Source organism: Pseudomonas sp. S2_F07 (assembly GCF_054668325.1).
Map to the genome: position 1 here is coordinate 4,456,640 of NZ_CP162758.1, position 19,316 is coordinate 4,475,955.

13 protein-coding genes are annotated in these 19,316 nt (G+C 61.1%); 8 read left to right on the top strand and 5 right to left on the bottom strand.

The genetic code is table 11. The annotated features are described in order from the left end of the window. The first annotated feature begins 29 nt into the window (after positions 1-29). The 5 genes from dnaB (at position 30) to AB4O40_RS20220 (ending at position 10,961) form a co-directional block, all read left to right on the top strand. The gene (gene dnaB, locus AB4O40_RS20200; protein WP_056725443.1) at positions 30-1,427 is read left to right on the top strand and encodes a replicative DNA helicase; all 1,398 of its coding nucleotides are present in this window, start codon (positions 30-32) and stop codon (positions 1,425-1,427) included. A 188-nt stretch (positions 1,428-1,615) separates the two neighbouring features. Continuing rightward, positions 1,616-3,919 carry a YgiQ family radical SAM protein gene (locus AB4O40_RS20205; protein WP_056725442.1) on the top strand — a complete coding sequence of 768 codons (2,304 nt, stop codon included), beginning with the start codon at positions 1,616-1,618 and terminating at the stop codon, positions 3,917-3,919. 301 nt (positions 3,920-4,220) lie between these two features. Continuing rightward, positions 4,221-7,496 carry a transglutaminase family protein gene (locus tag AB4O40_RS20210; RefSeq protein ID WP_056725440.1) on the top strand — a complete coding sequence of 1,092 codons (3,276 nt, stop codon included), beginning with the start codon at positions 4,221-4,223 and terminating at the stop codon, positions 7,494-7,496. Between the two features lie 88 nt (positions 7,497-7,584). After that, positions 7,585-10,071, top strand: coding sequence for a circularly permuted type 2 ATP-grasp protein (locus AB4O40_RS20215; protein ID WP_223541724.1), 2,487 nt, complete (start codon positions 7,585-7,587; stop codon positions 10,069-10,071). After that, positions 10,071-10,961 (top strand): transglutaminase family protein, encoded by an 891-nt coding sequence (locus tag AB4O40_RS20220; protein WP_223541723.1) that lies wholly within the window; start codon positions 10,071-10,073, stop codon positions 10,959-10,961. Before AB4O40_RS20215 ends, AB4O40_RS20220 begins: the two co-directional genes overlap by 1 nt. Positions 10,962-11,185: 224 nt before the next feature. Here AB4O40_RS20220 and AB4O40_RS20225 read toward each other — a convergent pair whose 3' ends face one another. Beyond that, entirely contained in the window at positions 11,186-11,365 is a 180-nt protein-coding gene (locus tag AB4O40_RS20225; RefSeq protein WP_007973286.1) for a hypothetical protein, read from the bottom strand. A 68-nt stretch (positions 11,366-11,433) separates the two neighbouring features. Further along, positions 11,434-12,021 carry an LOG family protein gene (locus tag AB4O40_RS20230; RefSeq protein ID WP_056725436.1) on the bottom strand — a complete coding sequence of 196 codons (588 nt, stop codon included), beginning with the start codon at positions 12,019-12,021 and terminating at the stop codon, positions 11,434-11,436. 344 nt (positions 12,022-12,365) lie between these two features. Between AB4O40_RS20230 and azu the strand changes: the two genes are divergently transcribed. After that, positions 12,366-12,812 (top strand): azurin, encoded by a 447-nt coding sequence (azu, locus tag AB4O40_RS20235; protein ID WP_056725433.1) that lies wholly within the window; start codon positions 12,366-12,368, stop codon positions 12,810-12,812. A gap of 150 nt (positions 12,813-12,962) precedes the next feature. Here the strand turns inward: azu and nadE are convergent, their stop codons facing one another. From nadE to AB4O40_RS20250, 3 genes are all read right to left on the bottom strand, one after another. Further along, complete coding sequence (nadE, locus tag AB4O40_RS20240) at positions 12,963-13,790, bottom strand: ammonia-dependent NAD(+) synthetase (protein ID WP_056725430.1); 828 nt, start codon at positions 13,788-13,790, stop codon at positions 12,963-12,965. A gap of 4 nt (positions 13,791-13,794) precedes the next feature. Beyond that, positions 13,795-15,021 carry a nicotinate phosphoribosyltransferase gene (pncB, locus tag AB4O40_RS20245; protein ID WP_460053557.1) on the bottom strand — a complete coding sequence of 409 codons (1,227 nt, stop codon included), beginning with the start codon at positions 15,019-15,021 and terminating at the stop codon, positions 13,795-13,797. Between the two features lie 119 nt (positions 15,022-15,140). After that, positions 15,141-16,052 carry a LysR family transcriptional regulator gene (locus AB4O40_RS20250; RefSeq protein WP_056725427.1) on the bottom strand — a complete coding sequence of 304 codons (912 nt, stop codon included), beginning with the start codon at positions 16,050-16,052 and terminating at the stop codon, positions 15,141-15,143. A 175-nt stretch (positions 16,053-16,227) separates the two neighbouring features. On the opposite strand from AB4O40_RS20250, the gene amaB reads away from it, so the two are divergent. Next, positions 16,228-17,718, top strand: a complete 1,491-nt coding sequence (gene amaB, locus AB4O40_RS20255) for an L-piperidine-6-carboxylate dehydrogenase (RefSeq protein ID WP_056725425.1) — start codon at positions 16,228-16,230, stop codon at positions 17,716-17,718. A gap of 144 nt (positions 17,719-17,862) precedes the next feature. Further along, positions 17,863-19,146 (top strand): L-pipecolate oxidase, encoded by a 1,284-nt coding sequence (gene amaA, locus AB4O40_RS20260; protein WP_414914235.1) that lies wholly within the window; start codon positions 17,863-17,865, stop codon positions 19,144-19,146. The last annotated feature ends 170 nt before the right edge of the window (positions 19,147-19,316 follow it).

The window sequence follows — 19,316 nt, forward strand, 5'->3', positions numbered from 1 at the left end:
CTTTCTGATTCCTCCAATTTCAAGTGGCCATGAACGATATCTCCGCTCCTGAGCAATACGATCTGCAAACCGCCGCGCTGAAAGTGCCGCCGCATTCCATCGAAGCCGAACAGGCTGTGCTCGGTGGTCTGATGCTGGACAACAACGCCTGGGAGCGTGTGCTCGATCAAGTCTCCGACGGCGATTTCTATCGACATGACCACCGCCTGATTTTCCGTGCGATCGCCAAGCTGGCCGATCAGAACATGCCGATCGACGTCGTGACCCTGTCCGAGCAACTGGACAAGGAAGGTCAGACTTCTCAGGTCGGCGGCCTCGGTTACTTGGGCGAACTGGCGAAAAATACCCCGTCCGTCGCCAACATCAAGGCCTATGCGCAGATCGTTCGCGAGCGGGCGACGTTGCGCCAACTGATTGGTATCAGTACCGAAATCGCCGACAGCGCGTTCAACCCTGAAGGTCGCACCGCCGCCGAGATTCTTGACGAAGCCGAACGGCAGATCTTCCAGATCGCCGAGGCCCGGCCAAAAACCGGTGGCCCGGTGGGCGTCAACGACCTGCTGACCAAGGCCATCGACCGCATCGACACCTTGTTCAACACTGACAACGCCATTACCGGCCTGTCCACGGGTTACACCGACCTCGACGAGAAAACCAGCGGCCTGCAACCGTCCGACCTGATCATCGTCGCCGGCCGTCCATCGATGGGTAAAACCACCTTTGCGATGAACCTGGTGGAAAACGCCGTGTTGCGCAGCGAGAAGGCCGTCCTGGTTTACTCCCTCGAGATGCCAGGCGAATCGCTGATCATGCGTATGCTGTCCTCCCTGGGCCGTATCGACCAGACCAAGGTCCGCTCCGGTCAGCTTGAAGACGACGACTGGCCGCGCCTGACCTCGGCGGTCAACCTGCTCAACGACCGCAAGCTGTTCATCGACGATACCGCCGGCATCAGCCCGTCGGAAATGCGCGCGCGGACCCGCCGCCTGGTACGTGAACACGGCGAAGTCGGCCTGATCATGATCGACTACCTGCAACTGATGCAGATCCCGGGTTCCAGCGGTGACAACCGGACCAACGAGATTTCCGAGATCTCCCGATCCCTGAAAGCCCTGGCCAAGGAATTCAACTGCCCGGTGGTGGCACTTTCCCAGCTCAACCGTTCCCTGGAACAGCGCCCGAACAAGCGCCCGGTGAACTCCGACTTGCGGGAATCCGGAGCGATCGAGCAGGACGCCGACGTGATCATGTTCGTGTATCGCGACGAGGTGTATCACCCCGAGACCGAGCACAAGGGCATTGCCGAAATCATCATCGGCAAGCAGCGGAACGGGCCGATCGGCTTTATTCGCCTGGCCTTCATCGGTAAGTACACCCGCTTCGAGAACCTGGCGCCGGGTAGCTACAATTTTGATGATGACGAGTAATTTGTAGCGACTGATCGGTCCTCATCGCGAGCACGCTCGCTCCCACAGGGATCACATTGAACCTGTGGGAGCGAGCTTGCTCGCGATGGGGTCACCGCAATTTCCGACCACAGCCGTCGGAATTGGTCAAAATTTGTGCTATATTCCGCGCCCGCGAAATTCAATGAAAGCCAACACCGGTTATCGACATGCAAGCAGCCAAGCCGTTATTTGACTATCCCAAGTACTGGGCCGAATGTTTCGGGCCAGCGCCGTTCCTGCCCATGAGCAGGGAGGAGATGGATCAGCTCGGCTGGGATTCCTGCGACATCATCATCGTCACCGGTGATGCCTACGTCGATCACCCGTCGTTCGGCATGGCAATCATCGGCCGGCTGCTGGAGTCCCAGGGTTTCCGCGTCGGGATCATTGCCCAACCGAACTGGCAGTCCAAAGACGACTTCATGAAGCTCGGCGAGCCGAACCTGTTCTTCGGTGTCGCGGCCGGCAACATGGACTCGATGATCAACCGCTACACCGCCGACAAGAAAATCCGTTCCGACGATGCCTACACGCCAGGTGGCCTGGCCGGCAAGCGTCCGGACCGCGCCAGCCTGGTCTACAGCCAGCGCTGCAAGGAAGCCTACAAGCACGTGCCGATCGTGCTCGGCGGCATCGAAGCGTCCCTGCGCCGCATCGCCCACTACGACTATTGGCAGGACCGTGTGCGTAACTCGATCCTGATCGACGCCAGCGCCGATATCCTGCTTTACGGCAACGCTGAGCGTGCGATTGTCGAAGTCGCCCAGCGCCTGTCCTACGGCCACAAGATCGAAGACATCACCGATGTGCGCGGCACCGCGTTCATCCGTCGCGACACGCCGCAGGGCTGGTACGAAGTGGACTCCACGCGTATCGACCGTCCGGGCAAGATCGACAAGATCATCAACCCGTACGTGAACACCCAGGACACCCAGGCCTGCGCCATCGAGCAGGAAAAAGGTTCGGTCGAGGATCCGCAGGAAGCCAAGGTCGTGCAGATCCTGGCCAGCCCGCGCATGACCCGTGACAAGACCGTGATTCGTCTGCCGTCGGTGGAAAAGGTCCGTAACGACGCGGTGCTCTACGCCCACGCCAACCGCGTGTTGCACCTGGAAACCAACCCGGGCAACGCCCGTGCGCTGGTACAGAAGCATGGCGAAGTCGACGTCTGGTTCAACCCGCCACCGATTCCGATGACCACCGAAGAAATGGACTACGTGTTCGGCATGCCTTATGCGCGCATTCCGCACCCGGCGTACGGCAAGGAGAAGATCCCGGCCTACGACATGATCCGTTTCTCGGTGAACATCATGCGTGGCTGCTTCGGCGGCTGCACCTTCTGCTCGATTACCGAGCACGAAGGCCGGATCATCCAGAACCGTTCCCACGAGTCGATCATTCGCGAAATCGAAGAAATTCGTGACAAAGTCCCGGGTTTTACCGGCGTGATCTCCGACCTCGGCGGCCCCACCGCGAACATGTACCGCATCGCCTGCAAGAGCCCGGAAATCGAATCCGCGTGCCGCAAGCCATCGTGCGTGTTCCCGGGTATCTGCCCGAACCTGAACACCGACCACTCGGCGCTGATCCAGCTGTACCGCAGTGCCCGTGAGTTGCCGGGTGTGAAGAAAATCCTGATCGCTTCCGGCCTGCGTTACGACCTCGCGGTCGAGTCGCCGGAGTACGTCAAGGAACTGGTGACCCACCACGTCGGTGGCTACCTGAAGATCGCCCCGGAACACACCGAGGAAGGTCCGCTCAACCAGATGATGAAACCGGGCATCGGCAGCTATGACAAGTTCAAGCGCATGTTCGAGAAGTACTCCAAGGAAGCGGGCAAGGAGCAGTACCTGATTCCGTACTTCATCGCGGCCCACCCGGGCACCACCGATGAAGACATGATGAACCTTGCCCTGTGGCTCAAGGGCAACGGCTTCCGTGCCGACCAGGTGCAGGCGTTCTACCCGTCGCCGATGGCCACCGCCACCGCGATGTACCACTCGGGCAAGAACCCGCTGCGCAAGGTCACCTACAAGAGTGACGCGGTAACCATCGTCAAGAGCGAAGAGCAGCGTCGTCTGCACAAGGCGTTCTTGCGTTATCACGACCCGAAAGGCTGGCCGATGCTGCGTGAGGCACTGACCCGCATGGGTCGCGCCGACCTGATCGGGCCGGGCAAGAACCAGTTGATTCCTTTGCACCAGCCGTCGACCGACAGCTACCAGAGCGCCCGGCGCAAGAACTCGACGCCGGCCGGCAGCCACAAGGTTGCAGGGGAAAAGACCACCAAGATCCTGACCCAGCACACCGGCCTGCCACCACGTGCCAGCGATGGCGGCAACCCGTGGGACAAGCGCGAACAGGCCAAGGCCGCGGCGTTCGCCCGCAACCAGCAGGCGGCCAAGGAACGCAAGGACGCGGCCAAGGGCAAGGGGCCAAAGCCGACCCGCAAGCCGGTCGTGCCGCGCTAAACCTCGCTTGAGCTGAACAGAACGCCAACCTTCGGGTTGGCGTTTTGCATTTAATTCCAAAATCAAAAGATCGCAGCCTTCGGCAGCTCCTACAGGTGTAAGCCATTCCAATGTAGGAGCTGCCGAAGGCTGCGATCCTTTATCTTCGCCACATTTACGTGCAATCGATACAAACCATTTCCCTGCATCGCCCGATTTTGGTGCTGTACTGCCTCAGGCAACCGAAGAAAGCGCCAGTGCTGCTGGATGGCATAAGTCTTGCGCGCTTTCCCAAACGCTCAAGGCTCGCAGGAGGCACGCCGTGTCGATTCATGTCGCATTGCACCACGTCACGCATTACCGCTATGACCGCGCTGTCGAGCTCGGCCCGCAGATTGTTCGCCTGCGTCCCGCTGCCCACAGCCGCACGCGGATTCTGTCCTATGCGCTGAAAGTCTCCCCCGAACAGCACTTCATCAACTGGCAGCAGGACCCTCAGGGCAATTACCTGGCGCGGCTGGTGTTCCCGGAAAAAACCGAAGAATTGCGAATCGAAGTCGATCTGCTGGCCGAAATGGCGATCTTCAATCCGTTCGACTTCTTCCTCGAACCCTACGCGGAAAAAATCCCCTTCACCTATGCCGCGGATGAGCGCAAGGAGCTGGCGCCGTACCTGGAAACCCTGCCACTGACGCCGAAGTTCAAGGCCTACCTGGACGGCATCGACCGCACTCCGTTGCCTGCCGTGGACTTTCTCGTCGCGCTCAACCAGCGCCTGAGCGAAGACATCGACTACCTGATCCGCATGGAACCCGGCGTACAAACACCTGAGCACACTCTCGATCAGGCCTCCGGTTCGTGCCGCGACTCCGCGTGGTTGCTGGTGCAATTGCTGCGCAACCTGGGGCTGGCGGCGCGTTTTGTGTCGGGTTACCTCATCCAGCTGACCGCCGACGTCAAAAGTCTCGACGGGCCGTCCGGCACCGAAGTGGATTTCACCGACCTGCACGCCTGGTGCGAGGTGTACTTGCCCGGTGCTGGCTGGATCGGCCTGGATGCGACTTCCGGGCTGTTTGCCGGTGAAGGACATATTCCTTTGGCCTGTAGTCCCGATCCGTCCTCAGCGGCGCCGATCAGTGGCCTGGTGGAACCCTGCGAGTGCGAATTCAGCCACGAAATGTCCGTGGAGCGGATTTGGGAGGCACCACGGGTCACCAAGCCCTACACCGACGACCAGTGGCTGGCGATCCAGGCCCTGGGCCGGCAGATCGATGCCGACCTGCTGGAGGGTGATGTACGCCTGACCATGGGCGGCGAGCCGACCTTCGTGTCCATCGATGACCCGGACGGCGCCGAATGGAATACCGCGGCATTGGGGCCGGATAAACGACGGTTGTCCTCCGAACTGTTCCAACGCATGCGTAAACACTACGCGCCCCAGGGGCTGGTGCATTTCGGGCAAGGCAAGTGGTACCCCGGCGAGCAACTGCCGCGCTGGTCGCTCAATTGCTACTGGCGCCGTGACGGCGTGCCGATCTGGCACAACAGCGCGCTGATCGCCGACGAGCAGGAAGACTACGGCGCCGACGGAGCACTGGCCGGGCGTTTTCTGGCGAGTGTCGCCGAACGCCTGAAAATTCCGACACGCTTTGTTTTTGCGGCCTACGAAGACAATTTCTATTACCTCTGGCGCGAAGGGATGCTGCCGCAAAACGTCAGCGCCGAAGACTCGCGCCTGGAAGAACCTCTGGAGCGTGCGCGCCTGCGCAAAGTATTCAGCCAAGGCCTGGACAAGGTGATTGGCCAGGTCCTTCCATTGGCGCGCACTGCCAAGGGCGATCAATGGCAGAGCGGCCGCTGGTATTTGCGCGACGAGCACTGCCGACTGGTGCCAGGGGACTCGCCGCTGGGCTATCGCTTGCCGCTGGGTTCGCAACCCTGGGTGAAAGCGGCGGAATATCCGTTCATTCATCCGCAAGACCCGAATCAAGACTTCCCGCCGCTGCCCGACACCACGCAACTGCAAAGCCAAAGCGAAGCTGCCGAGGTGCAGGAACGCGCACCGAAGATCGACGAGTCCGCCGACTGGCTGACCCGTACCGCCTTCTGCGCCGAGGCGCGGGCGGGTCGGTTGTACCTATTCATGCCGCCGCTGGAACGGGTCGAGGACTATCTCGAACTGGTCGCTGCCATCGAAGCCACCGCCGAAGAGCTGATGTGCCCGGTGTTGCTGGAAGGCTACGAGCCGCCGAGCGATCCACGCCTGAGCAACTTCCGCATCACCCCGGATCCGGGGGTGATCGAGGTCAACGTGCAGCCGTCCGCGACCTGGGATGAGTTGGTCGAGCGCACAGAATTCCTCTACGAAGAAGCGCGCCAGACCCGGCTGACCACCGAGAAATTCATGATCGACGGCCGACACACCGGCACGGGCGGCGGTAACCACTTTGTGCTGGGTGGCGCGACGCCGGGGGACTCGCCGTTTTTGCGTCGCCCGGATCTGCTGCGCAGCCTGATCAGCTACTGGCACAACCATCCGTCGCTGTCCTACCTGTTTTCCGGATTGTTCATCGGCCCGACGTCCCAGGCGCCCCGTGTCGACGAAGCGCGCAACGATGCCTTGTACGAGTTGGAAATTGCCTTCGCACAGATGCCTGAACCGGGTGAAGAATGTCCGCCATGGTTGGTGGACCGGCTGCTGCGCAATCTGCTGATCGATGTGACCGGCAATACCCACCGTGCCGAGTTCTGCATCGACAAACTCTATTCGCCGGACGGTGCCACCGGGCGCCTGGGGTTGCTGGAGCTGCGTGCGTTCGAGATGCCGCCCCATGCCCGAATGAGCCTGGCGCAACAGCTGTTGCTGCGGGCGCTGGTCGCGCGGTTCTGGCGCGAGCCCTATGCACCGCCGAAACTGGCGCGCTGGGGCACGGAGCTGCACGATCGCTTCCTGTTGCCGCACTTTATCGAGCAAGACTTCGCCGATGTCATCGTCGACCTCAACGCCGCCGGTTATCCGGTGCGGGCGGAATGGTTCGCCGCGCATCTGGAGTTCCGTTTCCCCAAGGTTGGCGACTACGCCGTCAGCGGCATTGCATTGGAACTGCGCCAGGCGCTCGAACCCTGGCACGTGCTGGGCGAAGAGGGCGCCATGGGCGGTACGGTGCGTTACGTGGATTCGTCGCTGGAGCGCTTGCAGGTCAAGCTCAGCGGCTTGCCGCCCCAGCGTTATCTGCTGACCTGCAACGGCATTCCGGTGCCCTTGCAGCCCACCGGACGTGTAGGCGAATTCGTCGCGGGCGTGAGATTTCGCGCCTGGCAACCGGCCAACTGCCTGCAACCGACCATCCCGGTGCACGCGCCGCTGGTGTTCGACCTGCTCGACACCTGGATGCAGCGCTCGCTGGGCGGTTGCCAGTACCACGTGGCCCATCCGGGCGGGCGCAACTACGACAGCTTGCCGGTCAATGCCAATGAAGCGGAGAGCCGGCGAATGGCGCGGTTCTTCCGCATCGGACACACGCCGGGAAAACTTCCTGTACCCAATGTGGAAATTAATGACGAGCTACCTATGACACTCGATTTGCGACGTTTCTAAACCGTACGCGACGCTCGGATTTTTCGTATATCCGGGCGTCACGAGCCTGCGTTAGTCTGACCGTTCATTGCTGTCTGCCGAGCTTTCCATGCCTGACCTGCTAGACCGCTACCCGCTGACGGCGGGCACCTATCACGAACTGCTCGACGACAGTGGCGCCGTGCGCCCGCACTGGTGCCGGCTGTTCGAGCAGTTGCAACGCAGCACGCCGGCGCAGCTGGTGCAGCGTCAGGCCCTGCTGACCCGGCAGATTCAGGAAAACGGCGTTACCTATAACGTCTATGCCGATCCCAAGGGTGCGGACCGGCCGTGGGAGCTGGACCTGCTGCCCCATGTCATCGCAGCTGATGAGTGGCAACAGTTGTCGGCGGGCATCGCTCAGCGGGCGCGCTTGCTCAATGCCGTGCTGGCTGACCTTTACGGTCCGCAACGGCTGATTGCCGAAGGTCTGCTGCCCGCCGAGCTGGTGTTCGGTCACAACAACTTCCTTTGGCCCTGCCAGGGTATCAGCCCGCCCGACGGGGCCTTTCTGCATCTGTATGCCGTGGATCTGGCGCGCACACCCGATGGTCGCTGGTGGGTGACGGCGGATCGTACCCAGGCGCCTTCGGGAGCCGGGTATGCGCTGGAAAACCGCACGATTGTGTCCCGGGCCTTTCCCGAGTTGTACCGCGATTTGAAAGTGCAGCACCTGGCCGGGTTCTTCCGCACCTTGCAGGAAACCCTTGCCCGTCAGGCCCCGAGTGACGGGGACGCGCCGTTGGTGGTACTGCTGACACCGGGGCGTTTCAACGAAAGCTATTTTGAACATTTGTATCTGGCTCGCCAGCTCGGTTATCCGCTGGTGGAGGGCGGCGACCTGACGGTGCGCGACGCCACGGTCTACTTGAAAACCCTGAGTGGCCTGCGTCGGGTTCACGCGATCATGCGTCGGCTTGATGACGATTTCTGCGACCCGCTGGAACTGCGTACCGACTCAGCCCTCGGCGTGCCGGGCCTGCTGGAAGCCGTGCGGCAGGGGCGGGTGCTGGTGGCCAACGCCCTCGGCAGCGGAGTGCTGGAGTCGCCCGGTTTGTTGGGCTTCCTGCCGAAGATCAATCAATTCCTGTTTGGCGAAGAACTGATCCTGCCGTCCATCGCCACCTGGTGGTGTGGCGAAGCGCCGGTTCTGGCCCAGGCCCTGGAGAAACTGCCGGAACTGCTGATCAAGCCGGCGTTTCCGTCCCAGAGCTTTGCTCCGGTATTTGGCCGGGATTTGAGTGAAAAACAGCGCCAGGAACTCGCCGAGCGCATGCAGGCTCGGCCCTACGCCTATGTGGCGCAAGAACTCGCGCAGTTGTCCCAGGCGCCGATCTGGCAAGCCGAAGACGGTCAATTGCAACCCCGCGCCATCGGCATGCGCGTGTATGCGGTGGCCAGTCGCGAGGGATATCGGGTATTGCCCGGTGGCTTGACCCGGGTCGCCGCCCAAGCCGATGCCGAAGTGGTGTCGATGCAGCGCGGCGGCGCCAGCAAGGATACCTGGGTGTTGGGCGAGCGTGCGCCCAGTGGCGAACAATGGAAGGCCCAGCGCAACATCGGCGTTCACGATCTGGTGCGGCGCGATCCGTACCTGCCGTCGCGAGTCGTGGAAAACCTGTTCTGGTTCGGTCGTTACTGCGAGCGTTGCGACGACAGTGCCCGTTTGCTGCGCATCATGCTGGCGCGCTATGTCGACGGCGACGACCCGCAAGCCCTGCAGGCCGCTGTGGACCTCGGCGAACGGCTGATATTGCTGCCCGAGGAGGGCGAGTTGCAGGAGCGCCTGTTGGCGGCGTTGCTCGGTGATGACTGGCCGTTCAGCCTGCGTTCCAACCTGCAGCGCTTGCAGTGGGCTGCTTCGCAGGTGCGCGGCAAGCTCTCGCGGGAAAACTGGCAGGCGCTGGTGGAGTTGCAGCGCGAAGCCATGGAGCTGGAAACCGAAGAGCCGGATTTCGGCGAGCTGCTGGATTTCCTCAACCGTCTGGTGATGTCCCTGGCGGCGCTGTCCGGCTTTGCACTGGACGACATGACCCGGGACGAAGGCTGGCGTTTCCTGATGATTGGCCGACGGATCGAGCGCCTGCAATTTCTCAGCGGCAGCCTGGCGGCCTTCCTTCGGGGCGCCGGGGCTTTTGACCAGGTCGGGCTGGAATGGCTGCTGGAACTGGGCAACAGCAGCATCACCTACCGTTCTCGATACCTGGCGGTGGCACAGTTGATCCCGGTGCTCGACCTGCTTTTGCTCGACGAGCAGAACCCTCATGCCGTGTTGTTCCAGTTGAAACTGGTGACCCGCACCCTCAAACGTCTCAACGATGACTTTGGCGTGCCGCGTGAAGCCGCGTTGCCACAATTGGTCGAGCGTCTGGCGCGATTCGATCTGGGCTGCCTGGAAAACCCGCTGTTCGGCGACGCCAGTGTTCGCGCCGCCATCGAGGGGCTGGCCGCGCTGCTGCAAGAGATCGCCGACGCCAGCGGGCAGGTTTCCGATCGCCTGGCGCTGCGGCATTTCGCCCATGTCGATGATGTCAGCCAACGCACGGTGTCCGTCTGATGAGTGCTCATTACCAGATTTTCCACGACACCCATTACCACTACGACAGCCCGGTGTCCCTGGCCCAGCAACTGGCGCATTTGTGGCCGCGGCCTTGTGCCTGGCAGCGCTGCACCGACCGGCAATTGCAGATCAGCCCCGAGCCGACCTCGCGTCGGGATGAACTGGATGTGTTCGGTAATCCGCTGACCCGGCTGGCGTTCGAGCGTCCTCATGATGAATTGCTGGTCAACGCCAGCCTGACCATTGAAGTGCTGCCCCGGCCTGCGTTGGACTTCAATCGGTCACCCGCGTGGGAACAGACCCGTAGCGCGCTGACCTACAGCAGCCAGCCGCTGTCGCCCGAGCTACTCGAAGCCTGCCGATACCGGTTTGAATCGCCGTATGTGCATTTGAAGAAAAACTTCGTCGAGTTCTCGCAAAGCTGTTTTCCGCCCGGTCGAGCGTTATTGCTCGGCGTGCAGGCGCTGATGGAGAAAATCTTCAGCGAGTTCACCTTCGATGCCGAGGCGACCCAGGTGGCGACGCCGCTGGTGGAGGTGCTGGAGCGTCGGCGCGGGGTCTGTCAGGACTTTGCCCACCTGATGCTCGCTTGCGTACGTTCCAGAGGGTTGGCGGCGCGCTACATCAGCGGCTACTTGCTGACTCAGCCACCCCCGGGCCAGCCTCGGCTTATCGGCGCCGATGCGTCCCACGCCTGGGTCTCGGTGTTTTGTCCGGTGCTGGGGTGGGTGGATTTCGATCCGACCAACAATGTGCAACCGGCACTGGAGCACATCACCCTGGCCTGGGGCCGGGATTTTTCCGATGTGTCGCCGTTGCGGGGGGTGATTCTGGGTGGGGGCAACCATGATCCGGAAGTGCGTGTGACCGTGATGCCACTGGATTAACGCAGGTCAAAATGTGGGAGCGGGCTTGCTCGCGAAAGCAATTTCATATTCAACAAGGATGTTGCCTGACACTGCGCTTTCGCGAGCAAGCCCGCTCCCACAGGGGATGTGCAGTGGTTTCTGGAAAGGGGTATTTCAGACTGGCCTGTGAGGGTCGACAGCAAAGCTGCCAACCCTGGACACAGATCCGGTGGGCCTGATCAGGTTATCGGGCCCGGAGGTTCTCAGGCGTCAGGCGCCGAGTCTTTCGGTGCATCAACATCGTCTTCTGCCGCCACTTCACCCTCAGGGTTCAGTGCCGCTTCTTCAGCTGTAGCTTTCTTGCGCTGAAGCTTTTCCTCTTTCTTCTGCTCCTTGGCCAAGTCTCTCTGACGTTTGGCGAAGGAATAATTAGGTTTAGCCATGGGCGATCCTCTGGGGTCGAAGGTGAGGTTGAGCGGCGCATATTCTGCCCTGTATCGGTGCCGAGCCGTTAGCTGGGTTTTTGCTCGGCCCATTTTGGCGCTACGGACGGTTGCCAGGCATCCAGAGCATCGAGCAGGGTTTGCGGCGATTCGCTCACTTGCAGCATGTCACGGTGCTGCCCGCGAACGAAGCCTTCGCCGACGATGTGATCAAGAAAAGACGTCAATTTGCTGTAGAAACCGTTCACTTCCAGCAAACCCAGCGGTTTTCCGTGGTAGCCGAGCTGGCCCCAGGTCCAGACTTCGAACAGTTCTTCGAGGGTGCCAAGGCCACCGGGCAGCGCGATAAAGGCATCGCTTAGCTCGGCCATCCGGGCCTTGCGCGCGTGCATGCCATCGACGACTTCCAGGCGAGTCAGGCCGCTGTGGCCGATTTCCTTGTCCTTGAGGCTTTGCGGGATGATGCCGATCACTTCACCGCCGGCCGCCAGGGCCGCATCGGCGACGATGCCCATCAGGCCCACGGCGCCACCGCCATACACCAGGGTCAGCTTGCGCTCGGCCAACGCCCGGCCAAGGGCCACGGCTGCTTCGCGGTAAGCCGGGTTGGTGCCGGTGCTGGCACCACAAAATACACAAACGGATATTAAAGACATGCCTTGCTCCATGGTCGATCAGGGCCACAGAGTAAAGGCAGGCGCACGGCACTCCAAGGGCTAGACTTGTTGTTCCGGAGTTTCGTACGTACCGCTGGCGCCGCAGGCATAGGCGGCGAGCAAACTGCACAACAGGCTGTTGATTGACATGACAGACGTTCCATTTGAAGGGGGACGGTCTGATGATAGGCCCGGGCCAGACGCTTGGCCGGTAGATATTTCGCATCGGTGTCATAGCGCGAAAGTTGTATACAATTTTTGATTCAAGTCATATGAACTTGCGAGGTTTTCAGGCAGTCTTCTGTTTATTCGCGATTTCGTTAACCCTGCCTTGGAGATTCACCATGTTTGCCAAACTTGTTGCGGTATCCCTGTTGACACTGGCTAGCAGCCAATTGATGGCTGCAGAGTGCAAAGTCACTGTCGACTCCACCGACCAGATGTCTTTCGACACGAAGGCCATTGAAATCGACAAGAGCTGCAAGACGTTTACCGTGGAACTCAAGCACTCCGGCAGCTTGCCGAAGAACGTCATGGGCCATAACTGGGTGCTGAGTAAAGAAGCCGACATGCAGCCGATCGCCACCGACGGCCTGAGCGCCGGCATCGACAAGAACTACCTGAAGGAAGGCGACGCCCGCGTGATTGCCCACACCAAGGTCATCGGCGCTGGCGAGACAGACTCGGTGACCTTCGATGTGTCCAAGCTGGATGCGGCTCAAAAGTACGGTTTCTTCTGCTCGTTCCCGGGTCATATCTCGATGATGAAAGGCACCGTTACCCTGAAGTAATCGAATCGTAGTCATAAAAAAAGCGTCCTTAGTGGACGCTTTTTTTGCACTTGTAGGAGCTGCCGCAGGCTGCGATCTTTTGATCTTGAACATCAAAAGATCGCAGCCTCGTTTTACTCGACAGCTCCTACACGCTCCTGCGCGCAGGCGTTACGGCGCAAACGGCATCACCCGCTTGTGATGGGTCTTGTTGTACGTATCAACAATGATCTTGAACGCCTCTTCACGCACCGGTTCGCCGTGCAGGAAGGCGTCGATCTCGGTGTAGGTCACGCCGTGGGAGGCTTCGTCCGGTTTGCCCGGCGACAGGTCTTCAAGGTCGGCGGTCGGGACTTTCTCCACTAGCGACTCCGGCGCGCCGAAGCTGCGGGCGATGGCGCGGACCTGGTTTTTCACCAGGCCACTCAGTGGCGCCAGATCGCAGGCGCCGTCACCGAACTTGGTGAAGAAACCCATCACCGCTTCCGCCGCGTGATCGGTGCCGATCACCAGGCCATGGGCCGCGCCGGCGATGGTGTACTGGGCGACCATGCGCATGCGCGCCTTGGTGTTGCCGAGCACGAAGTCCACCGACACCGCATGTTTGCCTTCGAAGGCCGCCACTTCATTGGCCAGGGATTTGACCGCCGCGCCGATGTTCACGGTGTGGCGCTCGTCCGGCTTGATGAAGTCCACCGAAGCCTGGGCGTCGTGCTCATCGAACTGGGTTTCGTAGGGCAGGCGCACGGCGATGAACTTGTAGGCGGCATCACCGCTGCGCTGGCGCAGTTCACGGACGGCCCTTTGGGCCAGCAGGCCAGCGGTCAGGGAGTCGACACCACCACTGATGCCCAGTACCAGGGTCTTGAGCCCGGAGTTGACCAGGCAGTCCTGAATGAAGGTCACCCGCCGGGCGACTTCGGCCTCAAGGGCGGCTTCGTCGGCGAATGGCGGCTGGACCTTGAGCTGTTCAGCAATCTCACGCTGTACGGCTTGCATGAATTCACTCCTTGCTTGATGTACTTGAAAGGGTGGCAGGAACCTGGAAAACGTGTCGCAAGTAAGCGACGAAATTCGGGTCTTTGCAGTGCGTCTTGCCTGGCTCGTCGGAGATCTTCGCCACCGGCTGGCCGTTGCAGGCGGCCATTTTAAGCACGATGCTCATCGGTTCGACACCCGCAATATCACAGGTCAGGTTGGTGCCGATGCCGAAGCTGACATTGATCCGACCGCGCAGCGCCCGGAATATTTCCAGGCACTTGGGCAATGTCAGGCTGTCGGAGAAGGTCAGCGTCTTGCTCATCGGGTCGATGCCGAGCTTGTGATAGTGGGCGATGGCTTTTTCCGCCCAGACCACCGGATCGCCTGAATCGTGGCGCAAACCGTCGAAAAGCTTGGCGAAAAACAGATCGAAATCGCCGAGGAAGGCATCCATGGTGATGCAGTCGGTCAGGGCAATCCCCAGCAGGCCACGGTATTCGCGGACCCAGCAATCGAGGGCGGCGATCTGGCTGTCGATCAGCCGCGGGCCGAGTTGTTGGTGCGCCATGATCCATTCGTGGGCCATGGTGCCCAAGGGTTTCATGTCCAGTTCCCGGGACAGGTGCACATTGCTGGTGCCGACGAAGCGTCCGGGGAAATCGTGCTTGAGCACGTTCACCACTTCTTCCTGCACCCGATACGAGAAGCGACGGCGGGTGCCGAAATCGGCCACCTGCAATTCCGACAATTCATCACTGCTGGCGTTGGCACTCAGCCAGTCGAACTTGCGGTAGAGCTGCTCGCAGGCCTGCTCCAGCACGACTTCGCGGTAGCGATAGCGGTTGCGCACCTCGCTGACCAGGGCCAGCAGCGGCACTTCGAACAGGATCACATGCAGCCAGGGGCCACGCAGGCGGATAAACAGCTCACCGTTTTCGATGCCGGTGTGGATGTAGCGCAGGTTGAAGCGAAACAAACCGAGAAAACGCAGGAAGTCCGGCTTCAGGAAGCTGATGCGCTCCAGAAAGCTCAACTGGTCGGCGCTCAGGCTCAGTTCGGACAGGCGCTCGATCTGGAAGCGGATTTCCGCCAGATACGGGCGCAAGTCCTCGCCGTTACGGCACCGAAACTCCCATTCGACTTCGACGTTCGGGTAGTTGTGCAGCACCGCCTGCATCATCGTCAGTTTGTAGAAGTCGGTGTCGAGCAGGTTCTGCACGATGCGATCGGCAAACACACTCTCGCTCATAACGGGAATCTCCAGCGTTGCAGCGGTATTGATCGGTGGCGCTAGTGGCGCATATCAGTAGCAAGGAATGCCAGCGATTTCTTGGAACGCAGCGGATTCCACAGGGATTGTGCAGGGGCTTAATGTTGCACCGCCTCCGGGCTATCGATCTGCTCCAGCATCCACTTCACAAAGTCCCGCACCTTGGGCACTTCCGCCGAGTGCTCCGGGTATGCAAGGTAATAGGCGTCGGTGCTGGGCATTGCATGCTGCCAGGGAATGACCAGCTTGCCGTCAGCCAGTTCTTCCTCCACCAGAAAACGCGGCAACAACGCTACGCCGCAACCGACCTGGGCGGCGCGGATGCACATATAAAAGGTTTCGAAGCGCGGGCCGTGGTAGCTGTGCTCGGTGTGGTAGCCCTGATGGTCGAACCAGTCATGCCAGGCCTGGGGGCGGGAAGCGTTTTGCAGCAGGACCAGGTCCGTCAGTTGCGTCGGATCGGTAAACGGTGTGTCCGGCAGGCTGCCCGGGGCGCACACCGGCACCAGCTCTTCGCCGAACAGCTTCAGGCATTCGGAACCCGGCCGCGAACCCTGGCCGAAATAGAACGCCAGGTCGCTGCGACCTTGCAGCAAGTCGTCGGCTTCCTGTTCGCTGCACAGGTCCAGGTGGATCGACGGATGCCGCAGGCGCCAGCCTTTCAGGCGCGGCACCAGCCAGCGTGCGCCGAAGGTCGGCGGTGTCGAGACGCGCAGGACTTCAGTCTCGCCGCCGTAGGAACGCAGGTAATGGGTCGACATCTCGACCTGCGTGAGGATTTTTCGCACCTCAACCAGGTACAGGTCGCCAGCCGGCGTCATCTGCAGGCGTCGGCGCACCCGGCGAAACAGCAGGTGCTGCAACAGCTCTTCGAGTTGTGCGACCTGTTTGCTCACGGCGCTCTGGGTCAGGTTCAACTCTTCGGCGGCCCGGGTGAAGCTCAAATGCCGGGTGACGGCCTCGAAGCACTGCAACGCAGCGATCGATGGCAAGTAGCGTTTATTCAGCATGGGCGGTCCTTGGTTCTTGTCTCTTTATTGCCAGCAATGCACAGCATGAATAAACGGAATGATATCTCTCTTAATGGTCGTTTGTTGAGTAACCTCCGGGCAGCTAAAACTACAGGTCTGATCAGCCGTGAATTTCCGGCTGCACGTGTTCTGTCTTTTGCTTGAGGAGTGACCCATGGTTGCCGCATTGCTTGATCGTCTAGGTGTGAACCCGGCCCTGTACCAGAACGGCAAAGTGCCGGTGCATTCGCCGATCGATGGCAGCACGATTGCCGCCGTGAACTGGGAGGGCGCTGCTGAAGTCGAGCAGCACATCAGTCGCGCAGATCATGCGTTCGAACTGTGGCGCAAGGTCCCGGCGCCGCGCCGTGGCGAGCTGGTACGGCAACTGGGTGACATCCTGCGCGAATACAAGGCCGACCTCGGCGAGCTGGTGTCCTGGGAAGCCGGCAAGATCACCCAGGAAGGCCTGGGTGAAGTTCAGGAAATGATCGACATCTGCGACTTCGCCGTCGGCCTGTCACGCCAGTTGTACGGTTTGACCATCGCCTCCGAGCGTCCTGGCCACCACATGCGCGAAACCTGGCATCCGCTGGGCGTTGTCGGGGTGATCAGTGCATTCAACTTCCCGGTCGCGGTATGGGCCTGGAACGCCACGCTGGCGCTGGTCTGCGGCAACCCGGTGATCTGGAAACCGTCGGAAAAGACCCCGCTGACCGCACTGGCTTGCCAGGCGCTGTTCGATCGCGTGCTGAAGAACTTCAGCGATGCCCCACCGTACCTGAGCCAAGTGATCATTGGCGGTCGCGATGCCGGCGAAGCCCTGGTCGATGATCCGCGTGTCGCGCTGGTCAGCGCCACCGGCAGCACCCGCATGGGCCGTGAAGTGGCACCGAAAATCGCCGCACGTTTCGCCCGCAGCATCCTGGAACTGGGCGGCAACAACGCAATGATCCTCGGTCCAAGCGCCGACCTGGACATGGCCGTTCGCGCGATCCTGTTCAGCGCCGTCGGCACCGCCGGTCAGCGCTGCACCACCCTGCGTCGCCTGATCGCCCATGAGTCGGTGAAAGAGGAAATCGTCACCCGCCTGAAAGCGGCGTACTCGAAAGTGCGTATCGGCCATCCGCTGGAAGGAAACCTGATCGGCCCGCTGATCGACAAGCAAAGTTTCGACAACATGCAGGATGCGCTGGAGCAGGCCTTGAGCGAAGGCGGCCGGGTGTTTGGCGGTGAGCGTCAGCTGCAAGACAAGTTCCCGAATGCCTACTACGTTTCACCGGCCATCGTCGAAATGCCCGAGCAGAGCGATGTGGTGTGCCACGAAACCTTCGCCCCGATCCTGTACGTGGTCGGTTACAGCGACTTCCAGGAAGCCCTGCGCCTGAACAACGCCGTGCCACAAGGCCTGTCCTCGTGCATCTTCACCACCGACGTGCGTGAAGCCGAGCAGTTCATGTCGGCGGTGGGCAGTGACTGCGGCATCGCCAACGTCAACATCGGCCCGAGCGGCGCGGAAATCGGCGGCGCGTTCGGTGGCGAGAAAGAAACCGGCGGCGGTCGTGAGTCCGGCTCCGATGCATGGCGCGGCTACATGCGCCGCCAGACCAACACCGTGAACTATTCGCTGGAGTTGCCGTTGGCGCAGGGCATCACCTTCGATTAAGTATTGATTGTGAAGCTGGAAAGATCGCAGCCTTCGGCAGCTCCTACGGGACTGTGGCTGGCTGCGATTTTGTAGGAGCTGCCGCAGGCTGCGATCTTTTGGCGGCGACAACGAGGTGGGTTAGGTTTCTGTTGGAGTCTGGCAATGCCGTTACGCGAAGAGTGTCTGTGGGAAAAACTGACGCCGCAAAGGCCGGACAATTCGCCCCTCAAGGGTGAGGTTTCGGTAGATGTCTGCGTCATCGGCGCCGGATTTACCGGTTTGTCGGCGGCGGTGCATCTGCTGGAGCAGGGCAAGTCCGTTTGTGTGCTGGAGGCCCATCGTGCCGGCCATGGTGGTTCGGGGCGCAACGTCGGGCTGGTCAATGCCGGGATGTGGATTCCCCCGGACGAGATCGAAGCCGGGTTTGGCGAGGCGGTCGGCAGCCAGCTCAACCGCATGCTGGGGGCGGCGCCTTCCCTGGTGTTCAGCCTTGTGGACAAGTACAACATCGATTGCCAGTTGCGCCGCGAAGGCACGCTGCACATGGCGCACAACGCCCGTGGCGAAGCCGACTTGCGCAGTCGTGAAGAACAATGGAAACGACGCGGTGCGCCGGTGGAATTGCTCACCGGCCAGGCCTGCGAACAAGCCACCGGCACGAAAAAGATCGCCGCCGCGCTGCTCGATCGCCGCGCCGGCACGCTCAACCCGATGGCCTACACCACGGGGCTGGCCAAGGCGGCCATCGGCCTGGGCGGTCAATTATTCGATCATTCCCCGGTCACCCGACTCGAGCGTCAGGGCCAACGCTGGTCTGTGCAAACCGCCCAAGGCTCGGTCATGGCCGAGAAAGTGGTGATTGCCTCCAATGCCTACACCGAGGGCGACTGGACGGAACTGCGGCGCAATTTCTTCCCCGGTTATTACTATCAGGTGGCCTCGGCCCCGCTGACCGAAGAGGCCGCCCGGCAAATTCTGCCCGGAGGACAGGGTTCCTGGGACACCCGACAGGTGCTCAGCAGTATCCGTCGAGACAAGGACGGTCGCCTGCTGCTTGGCAGCCTGGGTAATGGCAATCAGAAACCGGCCTGGTTCCTCAAGGCCTGGGCCGACCGGGTGCAGCAACATTACTTCCCTTACCTGAAACCGGTGGAATGGGAGTGCACCTGGACCGGTTGCATCGCCTTTACCCCCGATCATTTGATGCGCCTGTTCGAACCGGCGCCCGGTTTAGTGGCAGTCACCGGTTACAACGGCCGGGGCGTGACCACGGGAACAGTGGTCGGCAAGGCCTTTGCCGATTACCTGTGTAACGGAAATCCTCAAGCGCTTCCGATTCCTTTCGCGCCCATGCAGCCATTGGCCGGGGTAGGGTTGCGCAGCTGTCTGTATGAGGCGGGATTCTCGCTGTATCACGCAGGCCAGTGCCTGCGGATCGTGATCTGAAGGTTGTTTTTTGCAGTGGGGAGCGGCGCTTTTTCGATCTGCGGCTAGCCTGTAGTGGTGCGGGTTGTAGCAGTCTCGCACCAGCAGTGTGCACTTCGGTGACGCACGTTGTTACAGGCTGGTTGCACGTCGTTTAAAGCCGCGGTTGCAATGATGGCGCAGTCGGGTTG

What these genes read in the sequence shown, in the direction of transcription:
- azu (WP_056725433.1), top strand. Translation starts at nt 12,366, where the DNA reads ATGTTTGCCAAACTTGTTGCGGTATCCCTGTTGACACTGGCTAGCAGC.
- dnaB (WP_056725443.1), top strand. Translation starts at nt 30, where the DNA reads ATGAACGATATCTCCGCTCCTGAGCAATACGATCTGCAAACCGCCGCG.
- amaA (WP_414914235.1), top strand. Translation starts at nt 17,863, where the DNA reads ATGCCGTTACGCGAAGAGTGTCTGTGGGAAAAACTGACGCCGCAAAGG.
- AB4O40_RS20205 (WP_056725442.1), top strand. Translation starts at nt 1,616, where the DNA reads ATGCAAGCAGCCAAGCCGTTATTTGACTATCCCAAGTACTGGGCCGAA.
- AB4O40_RS20230 (WP_056725436.1), bottom strand. Translation starts at nt 12,021, where the DNA reads ATGTCTTTAATATCCGTTTGTGTATTTTGTGGTGCCAGCACCGGCACC.
- nadE (WP_056725430.1), bottom strand. Translation starts at nt 13,790, where the DNA reads ATGCAAGCCGTACAGCGTGAGATTGCTGAACAGCTCAAGGTCCAGCCG.
- AB4O40_RS20250 (WP_056725427.1), bottom strand. Translation starts at nt 16,052, where the DNA reads ATGCTGAATAAACGCTACTTGCCATCGATCGCTGCGTTGCAGTGCTTC.
- AB4O40_RS20225 (WP_007973286.1), bottom strand. Translation starts at nt 11,365, where the DNA reads ATGGCTAAACCTAATTATTCCTTCGCCAAACGTCAGAGAGACTTGGCC.
- pncB (WP_460053557.1), bottom strand. Translation starts at nt 15,021, where the DNA reads ATGAGCGAGAGTGTGTTTGCCGATCGCATCGTGCAGAACCTGCTCGAC.
- AB4O40_RS20215 (WP_223541724.1), top strand. Translation starts at nt 7,585, where the DNA reads ATGCCTGACCTGCTAGACCGCTACCCGCTGACGGCGGGCACCTATCAC.
- AB4O40_RS20220 (WP_223541723.1), top strand. Translation starts at nt 10,071, where the DNA reads ATGAGTGCTCATTACCAGATTTTCCACGACACCCATTACCACTACGAC.
- amaB (WP_056725425.1), top strand. Translation starts at nt 16,228, where the DNA reads ATGGTTGCCGCATTGCTTGATCGTCTAGGTGTGAACCCGGCCCTGTAC.